Source organism: Pseudomonas sp. IT-P260 (genome assembly GCF_949768395.1).
Lineage (GTDB): Bacteria > Pseudomonadota > Gammaproteobacteria > Pseudomonadales > Pseudomonadaceae > Aquipseudomonas > Aquipseudomonas parakoreensis.
The window spans coordinates 1-15,783 of record NZ_CATKPO010000003.1 but is presented as its reverse complement, the minus strand read 5'-3'; the positions used below and the strand labels follow the sequence as shown (position 1 = coordinate 15,783).

The 15,783-nt window shown below is 61.7% G+C and carries 12 protein-coding genes; 10 read left to right on the top strand and 2 right to left on the bottom strand.

All coding sequences use genetic code 11. The annotated features are described in order from the left end of the window. The 7 genes from ACM6HV_RS02215 (at position 1) to ACM6HV_RS02185 (ending at position 7,796) form a co-directional block, all read left to right on the top strand. Positions 1-906, top strand: a complete 906-nt coding sequence (locus ACM6HV_RS02215; RefSeq protein ID WP_003224037.1) for an amidohydrolase family protein — start codon at positions 1-3, stop codon at positions 904-906. Between the two features lie 289 nt (positions 907-1,195). After that, positions 1,196-2,581 (top strand): UbiD family decarboxylase, encoded by a 1,386-nt coding sequence (locus tag ACM6HV_RS02210; RefSeq protein ID WP_414903296.1) that lies wholly within the window; start codon positions 1,196-1,198, stop codon positions 2,579-2,581. Between the two features lie 11 nt (positions 2,582-2,592). Then, entirely contained in the window at positions 2,593-3,222 is a 630-nt protein-coding gene (locus ACM6HV_RS02205; protein WP_414903466.1) for a UbiX family flavin prenyltransferase, read from the top strand. A 102-nt stretch (positions 3,223-3,324) separates the two neighbouring features. Then, positions 3,325-4,365 (top strand): CobW family GTP-binding protein, encoded by a 1,041-nt coding sequence (locus ACM6HV_RS02200; RefSeq protein WP_414903294.1) that lies wholly within the window; start codon positions 3,325-3,327, stop codon positions 4,363-4,365. 248 nt (positions 4,366-4,613) lie between these two features. Next, positions 4,614-5,969 carry a nucleobase:cation symporter-2 family protein gene (locus tag ACM6HV_RS02195; RefSeq protein WP_145595507.1) on the top strand — a complete coding sequence of 452 codons (1,356 nt, stop codon included), beginning with the start codon at positions 4,614-4,616 and terminating at the stop codon, positions 5,967-5,969. A gap of 12 nt (positions 5,970-5,981) precedes the next feature. Further along, on the top strand, positions 5,982-7,370 hold the full coding sequence (locus tag ACM6HV_RS02190) for an amidohydrolase family protein (protein ID WP_414903292.1): 1,389 nt from the start codon (positions 5,982-5,984) through the stop codon (positions 7,368-7,370). A 216-nt stretch (positions 7,371-7,586) separates the two neighbouring features. Further along, positions 7,587-7,796 (top strand): hypothetical protein, encoded by a 210-nt coding sequence (locus tag ACM6HV_RS02185; protein ID WP_041073306.1) that lies wholly within the window; start codon positions 7,587-7,589, stop codon positions 7,794-7,796. A 114-nt stretch (positions 7,797-7,910) separates the two neighbouring features. On the opposite strand, the gene ACM6HV_RS02180 is transcribed toward ACM6HV_RS02185, so the two are convergent. Both ACM6HV_RS02180 and ACM6HV_RS02175 read right to left on the bottom strand, forming a co-directional pair. Beyond that, positions 7,911-9,194: a Zn-dependent hydrolase gene (locus tag ACM6HV_RS02180; protein ID WP_414903290.1), complete on the bottom strand. Its 1,284-nt coding sequence runs from the start codon at positions 9,192-9,194 to the stop codon at positions 7,911-7,913. A 142-nt stretch (positions 9,195-9,336) separates the two neighbouring features. Beyond that, entirely contained in the window at positions 9,337-10,821 is a 1,485-nt protein-coding gene (locus ACM6HV_RS02175; protein WP_414903288.1) for an NCS1 family nucleobase:cation symporter-1, read from the bottom strand. 624 nt (positions 10,822-11,445) lie between these two features. Here ACM6HV_RS02175 and hydA point away from each other — a divergent pair. The 3 genes from hydA to preA all read left to right on the top strand — a co-directional run bounded on the left by hydA (position 11,446) and on the right by preA (position 15,721). Then, the gene (gene hydA, locus ACM6HV_RS02170) at positions 11,446-12,885 is read left to right on the top strand and encodes a dihydropyrimidinase (protein ID WP_414903286.1); all 1,440 of its coding nucleotides are present in this window, start codon (positions 11,446-11,448) and stop codon (positions 12,883-12,885) included. Positions 12,886-13,078: 193 nt separating this feature from the next. Further along, positions 13,079-14,446, top strand: coding sequence for an NAD(P)-dependent oxidoreductase (locus tag ACM6HV_RS02165; protein ID WP_414903284.1), 1,368 nt, complete (start codon positions 13,079-13,081; stop codon positions 14,444-14,446). Continuing rightward, the gene (gene preA / locus ACM6HV_RS02160; protein WP_041073316.1) at positions 14,447-15,721 is read left to right on the top strand and encodes an NAD-dependent dihydropyrimidine dehydrogenase subunit PreA; all 1,275 of its coding nucleotides are present in this window, start codon (positions 14,447-14,449) and stop codon (positions 15,719-15,721) included. Positions 15,722-15,783 lie beyond the last annotated feature (62 nt).

Sequence of the window (15,783 nt, the reverse complement as noted above, 5' to 3'; positions counted from 1 at the left end):
ATGATCATCGACACCCATCTGCACCCCACCAATCTGGTCGACGAAGCCTGGCGCCACACCGGCGAACCGTTCACCGGCGAGCGCATGCTCAAACTGATGGACGGCCCGTACATGATCAACGGCAAGCCACGCCGCATCGATATGGGTTTTATCCAGCCGCCACCGGGCAACACCGGTTATCGCGACGGCAACCGCCGGGGCCGCGAAGGCGTGCGTGACTACATGTCGTACGTCGCCGAACTCTGTGTGAAGTACCCGGACCGCTTCATCGGCAACTTCAACTTCAACCCGCGCTGGGGACCGGAAAACGGTGCGGCGGAGCTGGAATTCCACATCAAGGAATACGGCTTCAAGATGCTCAAGCTGCACGCCAACATGCACGGCTATCGCCCGGATCGGGCGCTGGACTGGCTGCGTCCGGCGATGAAAGTCTGCGCCAAGTACAACATCGTGGTGCTGATCCATACCGGCGACGGCCCGTACACCATTCCGACGATGTTCTACCCGATCATCCGCGAGTTCCCGATGGTCAATTTCATCATCGGCCACTTCGGCATCCAGACCGGCGGCAACTACTCGTTCGAGGCGTTCTGGATGGCGATGGACACGCCGAACGTGTACTGCGAATCGGGTTGGTGCTTCCAGTCGCGGATCGTCGAATTCGCCAAGGAACTGCCGCGCAACAAGATCGTGTTCGGCACCGACTCGCCGCCGAACGAACCGGGCATGTGGCTGCGCGAGCTGGAGGTGTTGTGCTCACCGGCGCCGCAAGGTCTGGGCATCGATGAGGATCATCTGGAGGACTACCTGGGCAACAACATCGCCCGTTTGTGCGGGATCGAGCCGACGCCACCGCCGAAGGATCTGGTTGAGGCGGATATTCGCCTGACGACCACGTACCTCTGATACCGCTGTTCGCTGAAGCCATGCTGAACCCTTGTGGCGAGGGAGCTTGCTCCCGCTGGGTGGCGAAGCCGCCCCGCTTTTTCCCAAAGAGCTTGGGCCTGCTGCGCAGTCCAGCGGGAGCAAGCTCCCTCGCCACAGGAATCTCCTCAGCACCTAAGTGAACAGTAGAGGCAACACAGCGACTTTACAGGCACGAAGATGACCCGGCGTTCCCTCGACCGGCAGGCCAACGGCTGCTCGATCGAACGCCCTCTCACCCCTGCGTGCCTGCTTTTTACGAGGTGAAACCATGACCCGTTCGACGCTCGGCGATTCTCAGGATTTTCACGTGTTCATCGATGCCTATCGCCGTAAGTACCCGGACGATGTGCTGACCATCACCCAACCCGTTTCTGCCGATCAGGACATCACCGCCCTGGTCGATGCCCTCGCCGCACAGGGTCGCGATCCGTTGCTGATCTGCGAGAACGTCTGCGGCCTCAAGGTGCCGGTGGCGACCAATCTGTTCGCCTCCCGCACCCGCATTGCCCGATTGTTCGGTGTCACCCCGGCGCAATTGCACGAAACCTTTCAGCGCCGCGCCAACCAGCCCATCGCCCCGCGCTACGTGGAAAGCGGCCCGGTGCTCGATGAAGTGTTCGAAGGCGAAGCCGTGGATCTGGCGCTGCTGCCGATGCTCAAGCACTTCGACAGCGATCGCGGGCCGTACATCACCAACGCGATCATCATCGCCGAGGACCCGCTGACCGGCATTGCCAACATGAGTTATCACCGCTCGATGCGCCACGCCCGACAGTCTTTGGCAACCAGCCTGCACTCGCGTGGACACCTGTGGCGGATGCTGCAGACCGCCCGTGAGCGCGGCGAAGAATTGCGCGTGGCAATGGTGGTCGGCGCGCATCCGTTGTTCATGCTCGCGGCGGCAGCGCGCTTGCCCTACGGCAGCGATGAACGTGCCGTCGCTGGCGGCTTGTTCGGTGCGCCGCTGGAACTGGTCAAGACCCCGCGCTACGGCATCGGCGTCCCGGCATACGCCGAGTTCGTTCTCGAGGGCGCCATTGACCCGACGGCCTACGCCGAGGAAGGCCCGTTCGGCGAGTTCAGCGGTTATTCCTCGGATCGTTCGACCAACAATGTGCTGCGCGTCGATACCCTGTTGCGGCGCAAGGATGCCTGGCTGGTAGACGTGATGGGCGGCCGCTACGCCGAACACCTGACCCTCGCCCGACTGCCCCGCGAAGCGGAAATGAGCGAGAAACTCAAGGCGCGTTTCCCCGCCGTCACCGCCGTGCATTACCCGAACTCCGGCACCCACTTTCATTGCTACGTGGCGCTGGATCAAAGCCGTGACGGCGAAGCGCGGCAAATCATGCTGGCCCTGCTCGGCTGGGATCCTTATCTGAAAAGCGTGATCGCGGTGGACAGCGATATCGACATCACTGACGACAGCCAGGTGTTGTGGGCGCTGGCCACGCACTTCCAGCCGCATCTGGATATTTTCGTGATCGATGGCTTGCCCGGCAGTCCGCTGGATCCGTCGTCATCGGTCAACGGCACCACTTCGCGCATGGGGCTTGATGCCACACGCGGTTCAGGCTTCGACGGGATCAAGGCGCAGCTGGATCAGGATGTGCTTGAACGTGCGCGGGTGTTGCTCAAAGGCCTTGCATCGTGAGCCGCCAGCGGATGGTTGTAGGCATCAGCGGTGCGTCCGGCTTCATCTATGGCGTGCGTCTGCTGCAATTGCTCGCCGAACTGGACATTGAGAGCCACCTGATCATCAGCCGCGCCGCGCTGCTGACCATGGCCCACGAGACCGACTACAAACTGGCCGATGTCACTGCGCTCGCCAGCCACTACCACCGCGCCGATGACGTCGCCGCCGGGATCGCCAGCGGTTCGTTTCGCTGCCTGGGCATGGTGGTCGCGCCGTGTTCGATGCGCACCCTGGCGGAGATTGCCACCGGCACGTCTTCCGGGCTGATCGGCCGCGCCGCCGACGTCACCCTCAAGGAACGCCGCACCCTGGTGCTGATGGCCCGCGAAACCCCGCTGACCCTCGCCCACCTGCGCAACATGACCGCCGTGACCGAGATGGGCGGAATCATCGCCCCGCCGGTGCCGGCGTTCTACGCCCGGCCCGAAAGCCTGGCGCAAATGGTCGATCACAGCCTCGGCCGGGTGCTCGACCTGTTCGGCCTGGATGCCGGCGTTGCCCGCCGATGGAAAGAACACACAAATCCCAATGTGGAAATGAATACCTGTGGTGAGGGGATTCATCCCCGACCGACTGCGCAGCAGTCGCAAAACCTGTGAATGAGGTTTTCCTGACACAGCGCAATTGCAGATTTTGGGGCCGCTTCGCGACCCATCGGGGATAAATCCCCTCGCCACAAACGCCAATCAAAGGAGCTCCAGATGAACACCCCCTTCAACGCCCCAACCCGCAACACCAAAATCCCCGTGACCATCCTCACCGGCTTCCTCGGCGCCGGCAAAACCACCCTGCTCAATTACATCCTCAAGGAAAACCACGGACGCAAGATTGCCGTGATCGAAAACGAGTTTGGCGAGGTCGGCATCGACGGCGATCTGGTGCTCAGCTCGGAGACCGAAGAAATCTACGAAATGGTCAACGGCTGCGTGTGCTGCACCGCCGAGGTTCGTGAGGATCTGGTGCGCATCGTCCGCGAACTGGTGGCGCGCCCGGTGCGCCTCGATCACATCCTGATCGAGACCAGCGGGCTTGCCGATCCGTACCCGGTGGCGCAGAGCTTTTTCATCAATGACCCGATTGCCGAAGACGTCGAACTCGATGCCATCGTGACCATGGTCGACGCCAAGCACATCGCCCAACACCTGGAAGATTTGCAACTGGATGGCGTCGACAATCAGGCGGTGGATCAGATCGTCTGCGCCGACCGCATCGTCATCAACAAGGTCGATCTGGTCAGCAGCGACGAGGTGGAAACCCTGCGCGGCAAGATCCGGGGTTTGAACGCCACCGCAGATCTGGTGACCTCCACTCATGCGCAGATCGACCTGACGAAAATCCTCGGCATCGGCGCCTTCGAATGCACGCAGAAGCTCATGGAAATCGGCGCTGAACCTGAGCATCACGACCATGACCACCAGCATGAATCGGAAGACCACGAACACGACCCGAGCGTGTCATCGGTGGGCATCGCCGTCGACGGTGCGGTCAACCTGATGGCGTTCCACCACTGGATCAGCGAACTGCGCTCGTCCCAGGCCGACAACCTCTACCGCATGAAAGGCGTGCTCGCCGTGGCCAACGAAGACCAACGCTACGTGCTGCAAGGCGTGCACAGCCTGGTGGAGTTTCGCGCCTCGACCGCCTGGGGCACGGAGCCCCGCTCGAGCAAGATCGTGTTCATCGGCCGCGACCTGGATCGCGCGGCGCTGAACCAGGGCTTTGCCGCCTGCCTGGCAGGCTGAACAAGGCCTCGGAGCCGGTGGATGGCGGCTTCGGGCACGAATGACTGATGTTGATCAGCGAAACGCTGCAAAACCTGTGGGAGCGAGCCTGCTCGCGAAGGCGGTGGGCCATTGAACAGTGATGTCGGCTGACACAACGCTTTCGCGAGCAGGCTCGCTCCCACAAGGGATTTTCAGTGTTCCTGAAACCTGAGGCATCAGACGAATACCCCTCTCTACCGCATAAAAACAGCCAGAGGTGATTCCCCATGTCGTCAGCCACTCCTTCCTCCACCGTGCACCCCGTCGACCGCGTTTTGCCGGTGCGACAGATGCTCACCCTTGGCCTGCAGCACATGGCCGTCTCGTACATCGGCGCCATCGCCGTGCCGTTGATCGTTGCCAGCGCCCTGAAAATGTCCCACGCCGATACCGTGGTGCTGATCAGCACCACGCTGTTCTGCTCGGGCATCGCCACCCTGTTGCAGACCGTCGGTTTCTGGAAATTCGGCGTGCGCCTGCCGATCCTGCAAGGCGTGGCGTTCAGCAGCGTCGGTCCGGTGATTGCCATCGGCAGCAACCCCGAAGTGGGCTTCCCCGGGGTCTGCGGCGCGGTGATCGGTGCCGGGATTTTCACCCTGCTGATGGCGCCGTTCGTGGGCCGATTGCGGCGGTTTTTCCCGCCAGTGGTCACCGGTTGCATCGTCACCGTGATCGGTCTGCAGCTGTTTCCGATCGCCTATGAATGGGTCGGTGGCGGGCGCAACGCGAGCAACTTCGGCGCGCCGGCCTTTCTCGCCGTGGCCGTGGTGGTGCTGCTGACCATTCTGCTGGTCAATCGCTACGGCAGCCCGCTGCTGCGCAACATGGCGGTGCTGGTGGGCATGCTGGTCGGCGCCGGTCTGGCTTACGGTCTGGGCATGGGCAATTTCCACAGTGTTGAAGAGGCGCCGTGGCTGACCGTGCCCTACCCGTTCTACTTCGGCCTGCCGACGTTCAGCCTGATCCCCATCGCGACCATGGTGGTGGTGATGATCGTGCAGATGGTCGAGTCGATGGGGCTGTTCGTGGCCATCGGCGACATCGTCGACAAACCGGTGGAAGACCAGCAAGTGGTCAACGGCCTGCGCGCCAACGGCCTGGCCAGCACCATCGCCGGGATGTTCGCTGCTTTCCCGTTCATTGCCTTCATGGAAAACGTCGGTCTGGTGATCCTGACCGGCGTGCGCAGCCGTTGGGTGGTCGCCGTCAGCGGCCTGCTGATGTGCTCGATTGCGCTGGTGCCCAAGGCCGGGGCGATCATCGCGTCGATGCCGACGGCCGCACTGGGCGGTGCCGGCATTGCCATGTTCGGCGTGGTCGCGGCGGCGGGTATCCAGACCCTGGCCAAGGTCGACTACGAACGCAATCGCTACAACGTGTTGATCGTCGGTTTCACCATCGCCGCCGCGCTGGTACCGGTGCTCGCCCCAACCCTGTTCAAACAAATGCCCGAGTGGTCACAGCCGTTCCTGCACAGCAGCGTGGTCATCGCCTGCCTGGTGTCGGTGCTGCTCAACGCGGCGCTCAACGGCGTCAGCGTGCCCGACACCACACCCGGCAAATCCGCCTCGCACATTCTCTGACTGGAGCCTGCCATGACTCAACTTCAAAACATCCTGATCAAAAACCCGCTCGCGGTGATGACCGGCCTGCGCGGTCCGCGTGCCCGGGCCGGCGCGGTGGACATTCGCGTGATCAACGGACGCATCGCCGAAATGGCCGCCGACCTTGAGCCACACCCCGGCGAACGGGTGATCGATGCGCGCAACAGCGTGGTCTATCCGGGCTGGATCAACACCCACCATCACCTGTTCCAGAACCTGCTCAAAGCCGTGCCCGAAGGCTTGAATCAGGATCTGCAAGGCTGGCTGGCGAGCGTGCCCTACCCGCGTTTGAACCGCTTTACCCCGCAATTGGCAAGGATCGCCGCCCGCCTGGGCATGGTCGAGTTGCTGCTGTCGGGTGTGACGACATGCGCCGATCACCACTATCTCTACCATGCCCACGGCACCACCGAGACCGGGGATCTGTTGTTTGATCTGGCCGATGAGTTCGGGCTGCGCTTTGTGTTGTGTCGCGGTGGTGCGCTGGAATCCGCCAGCGCGCACCCGGGCTTCTCGAAAACCGCGCTGCAACCGGAAAGCCTCGAGCAAATGGTCGGCGATATCGAGCGGCTGAAATCGCGGTATCACCAGGACAGCCCGGATGCCCTGCGCCGGGTCGTCGTCGCGCCCACCACGCCGACCTTTTCACTGCCGCCGACCCTGCTGCGCGAACTGGCACACACCGCGCGCGGCCTCGGTTTGCGCCTGCACACGCACCTGTCGGAAACGCAGAACTACGTGAATTTCTGCCGCGAGAAATACAACTGCCTGCCGGTGGAATTCGTCGCCGAACACGAATGGCTCGGCCCCGACGTGTGGTTCGCCCACGCCGTGCACCTGCAACCCGGCGAAATCCGCATGCTCGCCCAGACCGGTACCGGCATCTCGCATTGCCCGGTGAGCAACGCGCGCCTGGGCAGCGGCGTCGCACCGATTCCGCAAATGTATGAGGCCGGCGTACCGATCTCCCTCGGCGTCGACGGCGTCGCGTCCAACGAATCCGGGAGCATGGTCGGCGAAGCCAACACCGCGTGGCTGATCCACCGCGCCGAACAAGGCGCCTCGGCGACCACCGCCGAAGACGTGATTCACTGGGGCACGGCGGGCGGTGCGCAGGTGTTGGGACTGGACGCGGTCGGTACGCTGGAAATCGGGCAAGCGGCGGATCTGGTGATCTACAGCCTTGATCATCCACGCTTCTTCGGTTTCCACGATTGCGCGGTTGCCCCGGTGGTGGCCGGTGAACCGATTACCGTGAAATACAGCCTCGTTGGCGGCCGGATCGTGGTGGATAACGGCGTGATTCCGGGGCTGGATATTGAGCGGATGCGCGCCGAGGCATGGGAAGGTGTGCAGGCGATGATGAATATCGAGGATTGACTTGCAGGCGATACAAAAACCTGTGGGAGCGAGCCTGCTCGCGAAAGCGGAGTGTCAGCCGCTGAACTGTTGGGCTGATCCACCGCGTTCGCGAGCAGGCTCGCTCCCACAGGGATTGCGCTGTATTCGCGAACTCGGGGTTTGTCGACTAACGTTAATTCCTCATCGGATTGAGCCCCTGCCAGCTACACCGGGCTCTTGATCAAGGAGAGACTGATGACGTCGCGTCGCAACATCGAACAGACTTATCGCACCTGGTCCAGCCCGATTCTGCTGGAGCTGAAAAAGCGTGAACACCAGATGGCGCCGGTCGAGCGTCAGGCACTGGAGAATGTTTTGGTCGAACGAAGGTTGCTGGATGTCGGCAACCCCAACGGCCCTGACCGACGTCAGGGCACTGCAAGTAAAAATGACCGGCCCGGATGATCAAACCAATTCGTTCCTACAGGTGGCCACTAAAAGATCGCAGCCTTCGGCAGCTCCTACAGTTTGAATGCAATCCAACTGTAGGAGCTGCCGCAGGCTGCGATCTTTTGATCTTCAGGCCGCGCGCTGCCCCTCCGCCACCATCGCCGAAGCCGCGAGCATCGCCCGCAACAACACCGCACACCCGGCCGCCAGATCATCCGGCGCGGCATTCTCGATTTCGTTGTGGCTGATGCCGCCTTCGCACGGCACGAAGATCATTCCGGCCGGGCCGAGTTCGGCGAGGAAGATCGCGTCGTGGCCGGCGCCGCTGACGATGTCCATGTGTGACAAGCCCAGGCCTTTCGCCGCGCCGCGCACGGCTTCGACGCAGCCCTTTTCGAAGTACAGCGGCGGGAAGTCGGCGGTCGGGGTCAGTTCATAGGTCAGGCCGTGTTCTTCGCAGGTCGCGTCGATGACCTGCTTCACTTCGGCAATCATCGAATCGAGGCGCTCTGGCTGCAGATGGCGGAAGTCGAGGGTCATGCGCACTTCGCCGGGGATGACGTTGCGCGAGCCGGGATAGGCTTGCAGGCAACCGACGGTGCCGCAGGCGTGGGGTTGGTGGCCGAGGGCGGCGCGGTTGACCGCACCAACGATGACCGAGGCGCCGACCAAGGCGTCCTTGCGCAGGTGCATCGGCGTTGGCCCGGCGTGCGCTTCGACGCCGCGCAGTTTCAGGTCGAACCACTTCTGCCCAAGGGCGCCGAGTACCACGCCGATGGTTTTCTGCTCGTCTTCGAGGATCGGGCCTTGCTCGATGTGCGCTTCGAAATAGGCGCCGACCTTATGCCCGCTGACTTTGCGTGACCCGGCGTAACCAATGGCGTTGAGCGCTTCGCCGACGGTGACGCCTTCGGCATCGACCTTGGCCAGGGTTTCTTCGAGGGTGAATTTTTCGGCGAACACGCCGGAGCCCATCATGCACGGAGCAAAGCGCGAGCCTTCCTCGTTGGTCCAGACCACCACTTCCAGCGGCGCTTCGGTTTCCACGCCGAGGTCATTGAGGGTGCGCAGCACTTCGACCCCGGCGAGCACGCCGAAGCAGCCGTCGAACTTGCCGCCGGTGGGCTGGGTGTCGATGTGGCTGCCGGTCATCACCGGCGGCAGGTTCGGATTGCGCCCCGGGCGACGGGCGAAGATATTGCCGACTTCATCCACCGTGACGCTGCACCCGGCGTCCTTGCACCACTGCACGAACAGGTCACGGGCCTGGCGATCGAGGTCGGTCAGGGCCAGGCGACAGACCCCGCCCTTGACCGTCGCGCCGAGCTTGGCCAGTTCCATGAGCGAGGCCCAGAGGCGGTCGCGGTTGATGTGCTGATGGGTGGATTGCAGAACGTCTACGGCTGCGTTCATGTTGATCTCCTCAGGCAGTTTCTTATGAATTTATTCAGATACATCTCTGGCGTGAGTCAGGCCGTCTTCGCGAGCAGGCTCGCTCCCACAAGGGATCGCATTCCAAATGTGGGAGCGAGCCTGCTCGCGAAAGGGCCATCCCTCACACCGAAGATTTCACAACAGACGGGTTGCTTCGCATCGAACACAACCCGTAATAAATCACCCCGCCCAGCGCCGAACCGGTAAACCAGCCATAACTGTAAAACCAGCTGAACGCATCGCTACCCAGCGACAGCAGGGTCAGCACCACGGGCACGCCAAACGCGGCAAACCCGGCCCAGTTCCACGCCGGATACACGTCATCGCGGTACAGCCCGGCCAGGTCCAGTTGCTGTTTCTTGATCAGGAAGTAGTCCACCACCATGATCCCGGCGATTGGTCCGAGCAGGCTCGAATAGCCCAGCAGCCAGTTGGAATACACGGTTTCCAGGCTGACATCGGAAACGATCAACCCGAGCTTTTTCAGCAGCTCGTGGGCCATCAACGCCAGCCCGACGAAGCCGGTGAGCAACACCGCTTTGGTGCGGTTGATCACCTTGGGCGCGATGTTCTGGAAGTCGTTGGTTGGCGAAACAATGTTCGCCGCCGTGTTGGTCGACAGCGTGGCGATGATGATCAGCGCCATGGCCACCGCCACCCATAGCGGGCTCTGGATATGGCCGATCAGGCTGACCGGATCCGACACGGTGACACCGACCAGTTTCACCGACGCGGCAGTCATCACCACTCCCAGCGAAGCGAACAGGAACATGGTCAGCGGCAGACCGAAAATCTGCCCGAGTATCTGGTCCTTCTGGCTCTTGGCGTAGCGGCTGAAGTCAGGAATGTTCAGCGACAGCGTGGCCCAGAAGCCGACCATCGCCGTCAGCCCCGCAGCGAAGTAACTGACCACGCTCGCACCTTCGGGGCGTTTCGGTGGAATCGCCAGCAGCTCGCTCATCGACACATTGGGCATCGCCCACACCAGCAGGCCGATGCCCACCGCCACCAACAACGGTGCGGACAGGGTTTCCAGCCACTTGATCGACTCGGCACCACGGATTACCACCCACAGGTTCAGCGACCAGAAGATCATGAAACCGATCACCTCCCCCGTTCCGCCGAGGGATTTCCAGCCGTCGAAGATCGAGCCAAGAAACAGGTGAATCGCCAATCCGCCAAACATCGTTTGAATCCCGAACCAGCCACACGCCACCAGCGCACGAATCAGGCACGGCACGTTGGAACCGAGCACGCCGAATGACGAGCGCAGCAATACCGGGAACGGGATGCCGTACTTGGTGCCGGGAAAGGCATTGAGGGTCAGCGGGATCAGCACGATGACGTTGGCCAGCAAAATCGCCATCAGCGCTTCGCCGACGGTCAGGCCGAAATACGCCGTCAGTACGCCGCCGAGGGTGTAGGTCGGCACGCACACCGACATGCCGACCCACAGCGCGGTGATGTGCCATTTGTTCCAGGTGCGTTCGCGCACCTTGGTCGGTGCCATGTCGTGGTTGTAACGGGGACTGTCGAGGACGTCGCTGCCGGCTTCGAGTTCGAACAAGCCGTCGCGCTCGGTCACTTGCGATCTGTTCTGTTGCATGGCCGCTCCACTGTTCTTCTGATTATTTTTTTGCTCATCAGGCGGCTGCACACCAGGGTGCGAGCCGGACGATGGCCGGAGGAACTGACAACTTTCTTGCACCGGCCATGGTGTCAGCGGCGGCATCAATAAACGTGCCGGGTACTCCGTCTGACGCTCAGGCGGTGTTACAAACGCATTGCAACTTTCTGATATTCCACGCTTTTAATTATTCACCGGAGGCGTCCGCGAAAACCTGTCTGCATGCTCAGGCTAAACGTTTGCCAAGTTGTCCGAACTGTCAGGGCTCAATCTGGTGCACTGCACTTTTTTTCATTACGGGCGATCAACCGCAGCTCAACTTCAAGCAGCTGATTTCACATAGGAAATCTTGCTCATATTTCCATCCTGTCAAGTGCGTCAAAATGGTGAACAGCCTCACCATTTTGGTGATTTCTATTTTTTATCGTTATTTTTCAACAACTTAAAACGGTAATAAGCTTATAAAAAATAATCTTGATCAATTTGATAACTGCGACTAGCTTCTATTCCTGACAGCACTGACAGGAATATACCGATCAGCGTTGAACACCAATAAAACATTGAGAACCGGCACAAGTCGGTCATGCCTGCGAGGAACTCGGAATGTCTCTGTTGATCCGTGGCGCCACCGTTGTTACCCATGATGAAAGTTATCGCGCCGACGTCTATTGCGCCGACGGCGTGATCAAAGCCATTGGTCAAAACCTGGATATTCCCGCCGGTGCCGAAGTGCTCGACGGCAGCGGCCAATACCTGATGCCCGGCGGCATCGATCCACACACCCACATGCAATTGCCCTTCATGGGCACCGTGGCCAGTGAAGACTTCTACAGCGGCACTGCCGCAGGTCTGGCTGGCGGTACCACGTCGATCATCGACTTCGTGATTCCCAATCCGCAGCAGTCACTGATGGAAGCGTTTCATCAGTGGCGCGGCTGGGCCGAGAAGTCGGCATCGGACTACGGCTTTCACGTCGCGATCACCTGGTGGAGCGAGCAGGTGCGCGAGGAAATGGCCGAGCTGGTCAGCCATCACGGGATCAACAGCTTCAAGCATTTCATGGCTTACAAGAACGCAATCATGGCCGCCGACGACACGCTGGTGGCGAGCTTCGAGCGCTGCCTGGAACTCGGCGCCGTGCCGACCGTGCATGCGGAAAACGGCGAACTGGTTTATCACCTGCAACGCAAGTTGATGGCCCAAGGCATTACCGGGCCGGAAGCGCATCCACTGTCGCGGCCCTCGCAGGTGGAAGGCGAAGCGGCGAGCCGGGCGATTCGCATAGCCGAGACCATCGGCACGCCGTTGTACCTGGTGCACGTGTCGACCAAAGAAGCGCTGGATGAAATCACTTACGCCCGCAGCAAGGGCCAACCGGTATACGGCGAGGTGCTGGCCGGGCATTTGTTGCTCGACGACAGCGTCTACCAGCACCCGGACTGGCAGACCGCCGCCGGTTACGTGATGAGCCCGCCGTTCCGCCCGCGCGGGCATCAGGAGGCCCTTTGGCATGGCCTGCAGAGCGGCAATCTGCACACCACCGCCACTGACCACTGCTGCTTCTGCGCCGAGCAAAAAGCCGCCGGGCGCGACGACTTCAGCAAGATCCCCAACGGCACCGCCGGCATCGAAGACCGCATGGCGGTGTTGTGGGATGAAGGGGTCAACAGCGGCCGTTTGTCGATGCAGGACTTCGTCGCCCTCACCTCCACCAATACCGCAAAAATCTTCAACCTCTACCCGCGCAAAGGCGCGATTCGCGTCGGCGCCGACGCCGACCTGGTGCTGTGGGACCCGCAAGGCACTCGCACCATTTCCGCCAAGACCCACCATCAGCAGGTGGACTTCAACATCTTCGAAGGCAAGACCGTGCGCGGCGTGCCGAGCCATACCGTCAGCCAGGGCAAAGTGGTCTGGGCCGACGGCGATCTGCGCGCCGAGCGCGGCGCCGGGCGGTACATCGAACGGCCGGCGTATCCGGCGGTGTTTGATTTGCTGAGCAAGCGGGCTGAGATGCATAAGCCGACGGCTGTGAAACGCTGAAATCCAGGCCTTCGGCCTTCGCGAGCAAGCTCGCTCCCACATTTGAAATGCATTCCCCCTGTAGGAGCTGCCGAAGGCTGCGATCTTTTGATCTTGATCTTTAACACCAAAATCAAAAGATCGCAGCCTTCGGCAGCTCCTACAGGGAATTGGCCAATGCCCGATAGAGGCAGTTACCGTGAGGCAAAAAACCGTGATCGAGACCCTGAACCATCTTCCGCACCCGCACGAAAGCGCGGCCGCCCTCGCCGGCCATTTCACCGATCTGGCGCCACCGCTCAACGCCCGGCAAGCACACCTTGAAGCCTCGCGCTGCCTGTATTGCTACGACGCGCCATGCGTCAATGCGTGCCCCAGCGAGATCGATATTCCGTCGTTCATCCGCAACATCCATCAGGACAACGTGCCCGGTGCGGCGCAGAAAATTCTATCGGCGAACATTCTCGGCGGCAGTTGTGCGCGGGTCTGCCCGACGGAAATCCTCTGCCAGCAAGCCTGCGTGCGCAACAACGCCCAGGAATGTGCGCCGGTGCTGATCGGCCTGCTGCAACGCTATGCCGTGGACAACGCGAATTTCACCGAGCACCCGTTCCAGCGCGCCGCCGCCACTGGCAAGCGCATCGCCGTGGTCGGCGCCGGGCCAGCGGGTTTGTCCTGTGCCCACCGCAGTGCCATGCACGGCCACGACGTGGTGATTTTCGAAGCACGGGAAAAGGCAGGCGGCCTCAATGAATACGGGATCGCCAAGTACAAACTGGTCGACGACTACGCGCAAAAGGAGCTGGATTTCCTCCTGCAGATCGGCGGCATCGAAATCCGTCACGGGCAGAAACTCGGCGAGAATCTGACCCTCAGCGAGCTGCATCAGCAGTTCGACGCGGTGTTCCTCGGCCTCGGCCTGAATGCCAGCAAACAGCTCGGCCTGGCCCACGAAGACGCCCTTGGCCTGCTCGCCGCCACTGACTACATCCGCGAACTGCGCCAGGCCGATGACCTGACGCAACTGCCACTGGCCGAACGCTGCATCGTCCTCGGTGCCGGCAACACCGCCATCGACATGGCCGTGCAAATGGCCCGTCTCGGAGCGCGTGACGTGAATCTGGTGTATCGCCGGGGTGCGGCGGACATGGGCGCGACCGGTCACGAACAAGACATTGCCAAGGCCAATCAGGTACGCCTGCTGACCTGGGCGCAACCGGAGGAAGTACTGCTCGACGAACAGGGTCATGTGCGCGGCATGCGTTTTGCCCGAACAGATCTGGTCGACGGTCGCCTGCAAACCACGGGCGAAACTTTCGAACTGGCCGCCGACGCGATCTTCAAAGCCATCGGCCAGGCCTTCGACAGCAGCGCCCTCGCCGACCCGCTGGCCCGTGAACTCAAGCGTCAGGGCGAACGGATTCAGGTCGACGACAACCTGCGCACCAGCATTCCCGGCGTGTATGCCGGCGGCGACTGCACCAGTCTCGATCAAGACCTCACCGTGCAAGCCGTACAGCACGGCAAACGCGCCGCCGAGGCGATCAACGCGCAACTGATGCTCAACGTGGAGGCTGCGTAAATGGCCGATCTCTCGATAGTCTTCGCCGGTATCAAAGCGCCCAATCCGTTCTGGCTGGCCTCCGCGCCACCGACCGACAAGGCCTACAACGTGGTCCGCGCCTTCGAGGCCGGCTGGGGTGGCGTGGTCTGGAAAACCCTCGGCGAGGACCCGGCAGCGGTCAACGTCTCCTCGCGCTACTCGGCACACTACGGCAACAACCGTGAAGTGCTGGGCATCAACAACATCGAACTGATCACCGACCGCTCGCTGGAAATCAACCTGCGCGAGATCACCCAGGTGAAGAAAGACTGGCCGGACCGTGCGCTGATCGTCTCGCTGATGGTGCCGTGCGTCGAGGAATCGTGGAAACACATCCTGCCGCTGGTGGAAGCCACCGGTGCTGACGGCATCGAGCTGAATTTCGGTTGCCCGCACGGCATGCCCGAACGCGGCATGGGCGCGGCGGTGGGTCAGGTGCCGGAGTACGTCGAGCAGGTCACTCGCTGGTGCAAGACCTATTGCTCGTTGCCGGTGATCGTCAAGCTGACGCCGAACATCACCGATATCCGCGTCGCCGCCCGCGCGGCCCATCGCGGTGGCGCCGATGCGGTGTCGCTGATCAACACCATCAACTCGATCACCAGCGTCGACCTGGAACACATGGTCGCCCTGCCCACCGTCGGCAGCAAAAGCACCCACGGCGGTTATTGCGGCTCAGCGGTCAAACCGATTGCGCTGAACATGGTCGCCGAGATCGCCCGTGATCCGCAGACTCAAGGCCTGCCGATCTGCGGCATTGGTGGTATCGGCAGTTGGCGTGACGCGGCGGAGTTCATGGCGCTGGGCAGTGGCGCGGTGCAGGTGTGCACGGCGGCGATGCTTCACGGCTTCCGGATTGTCGAGGAGATGAAGGACGGGCTGTCGCGCTGGATGGACAGTCAAGGTTACGCCAACATCGCCGAGTTTTCCGGGCGTGCGGTGGGCAACACCACTGACTGGAAGTACCTCGACATCAACTATCAGGTCATTGCCAGGATCGACCAGGACGCGTGCATCGGTTGCGGGCGCTGCCACATTGCTTGCGAAGACACGTCACACCAGGCGATCAGCAGCCTCAAGCAGGCCGACGGCACGCATAAATATGAAGTGATCGATGAGGAGTGTGTCGGCTGCAACCTGTGCCAGATCACCTGCCCGGTAGCGGACTGTATCGAGATGGTGCCGATGGAAACGGGCAAGCCGTTTCTGGACTGGAATCATGATCCGCGCAATCCCTATCATGTCTCTCCTTAAGGTCGGCGGCGTCTGACCCGACGTTTTCGCGAGCAGGCTCGCTCCCACATTTGGGATGCATT

What these genes read in the sequence shown, in the direction of transcription:
- preA (WP_041073316.1), top strand. Translation starts at nt 14,447, where the DNA reads ATGGCCGATCTCTCGATAGTCTTCGCCGGTATCAAAGCGCCCAATCCG.
- ACM6HV_RS02200 (WP_414903294.1), top strand. Translation starts at nt 3,325, where the DNA reads ATGAACACCCCCTTCAACGCCCCAACCCGCAACACCAAAATCCCCGTG.
- hydA (WP_414903286.1), top strand. Translation starts at nt 11,446, where the DNA reads ATGTCTCTGTTGATCCGTGGCGCCACCGTTGTTACCCATGATGAAAGT.
- ACM6HV_RS02190 (WP_414903292.1), top strand. Translation starts at nt 5,982, where the DNA reads ATGACTCAACTTCAAAACATCCTGATCAAAAACCCGCTCGCGGTGATG.
- ACM6HV_RS02205 (WP_414903466.1), top strand. Translation starts at nt 2,593, where the DNA reads ATGGTTGTAGGCATCAGCGGTGCGTCCGGCTTCATCTATGGCGTGCGT.
- ACM6HV_RS02210 (WP_414903296.1), top strand. Translation starts at nt 1,196, where the DNA reads ATGACCCGTTCGACGCTCGGCGATTCTCAGGATTTTCACGTGTTCATC.
- ACM6HV_RS02180 (WP_414903290.1), bottom strand. Translation starts at nt 9,194, where the DNA reads ATGAACGCAGCCGTAGACGTTCTGCAATCCACCCATCAGCACATCAAC.
- ACM6HV_RS02195 (WP_145595507.1), top strand. Translation starts at nt 4,614, where the DNA reads ATGTCGTCAGCCACTCCTTCCTCCACCGTGCACCCCGTCGACCGCGTT.
- ACM6HV_RS02175 (WP_414903288.1), bottom strand. Translation starts at nt 10,821, where the DNA reads ATGCAACAGAACAGATCGCAAGTGACCGAGCGCGACGGCTTGTTCGAA.
- ACM6HV_RS02215 (WP_003224037.1), top strand. Translation starts at nt 1, where the DNA reads ATGATCATCGACACCCATCTGCACCCCACCAATCTGGTCGACGAAGCC.
- ACM6HV_RS02185 (WP_041073306.1), top strand. Translation starts at nt 7,587, where the DNA reads ATGACGTCGCGTCGCAACATCGAACAGACTTATCGCACCTGGTCCAGC.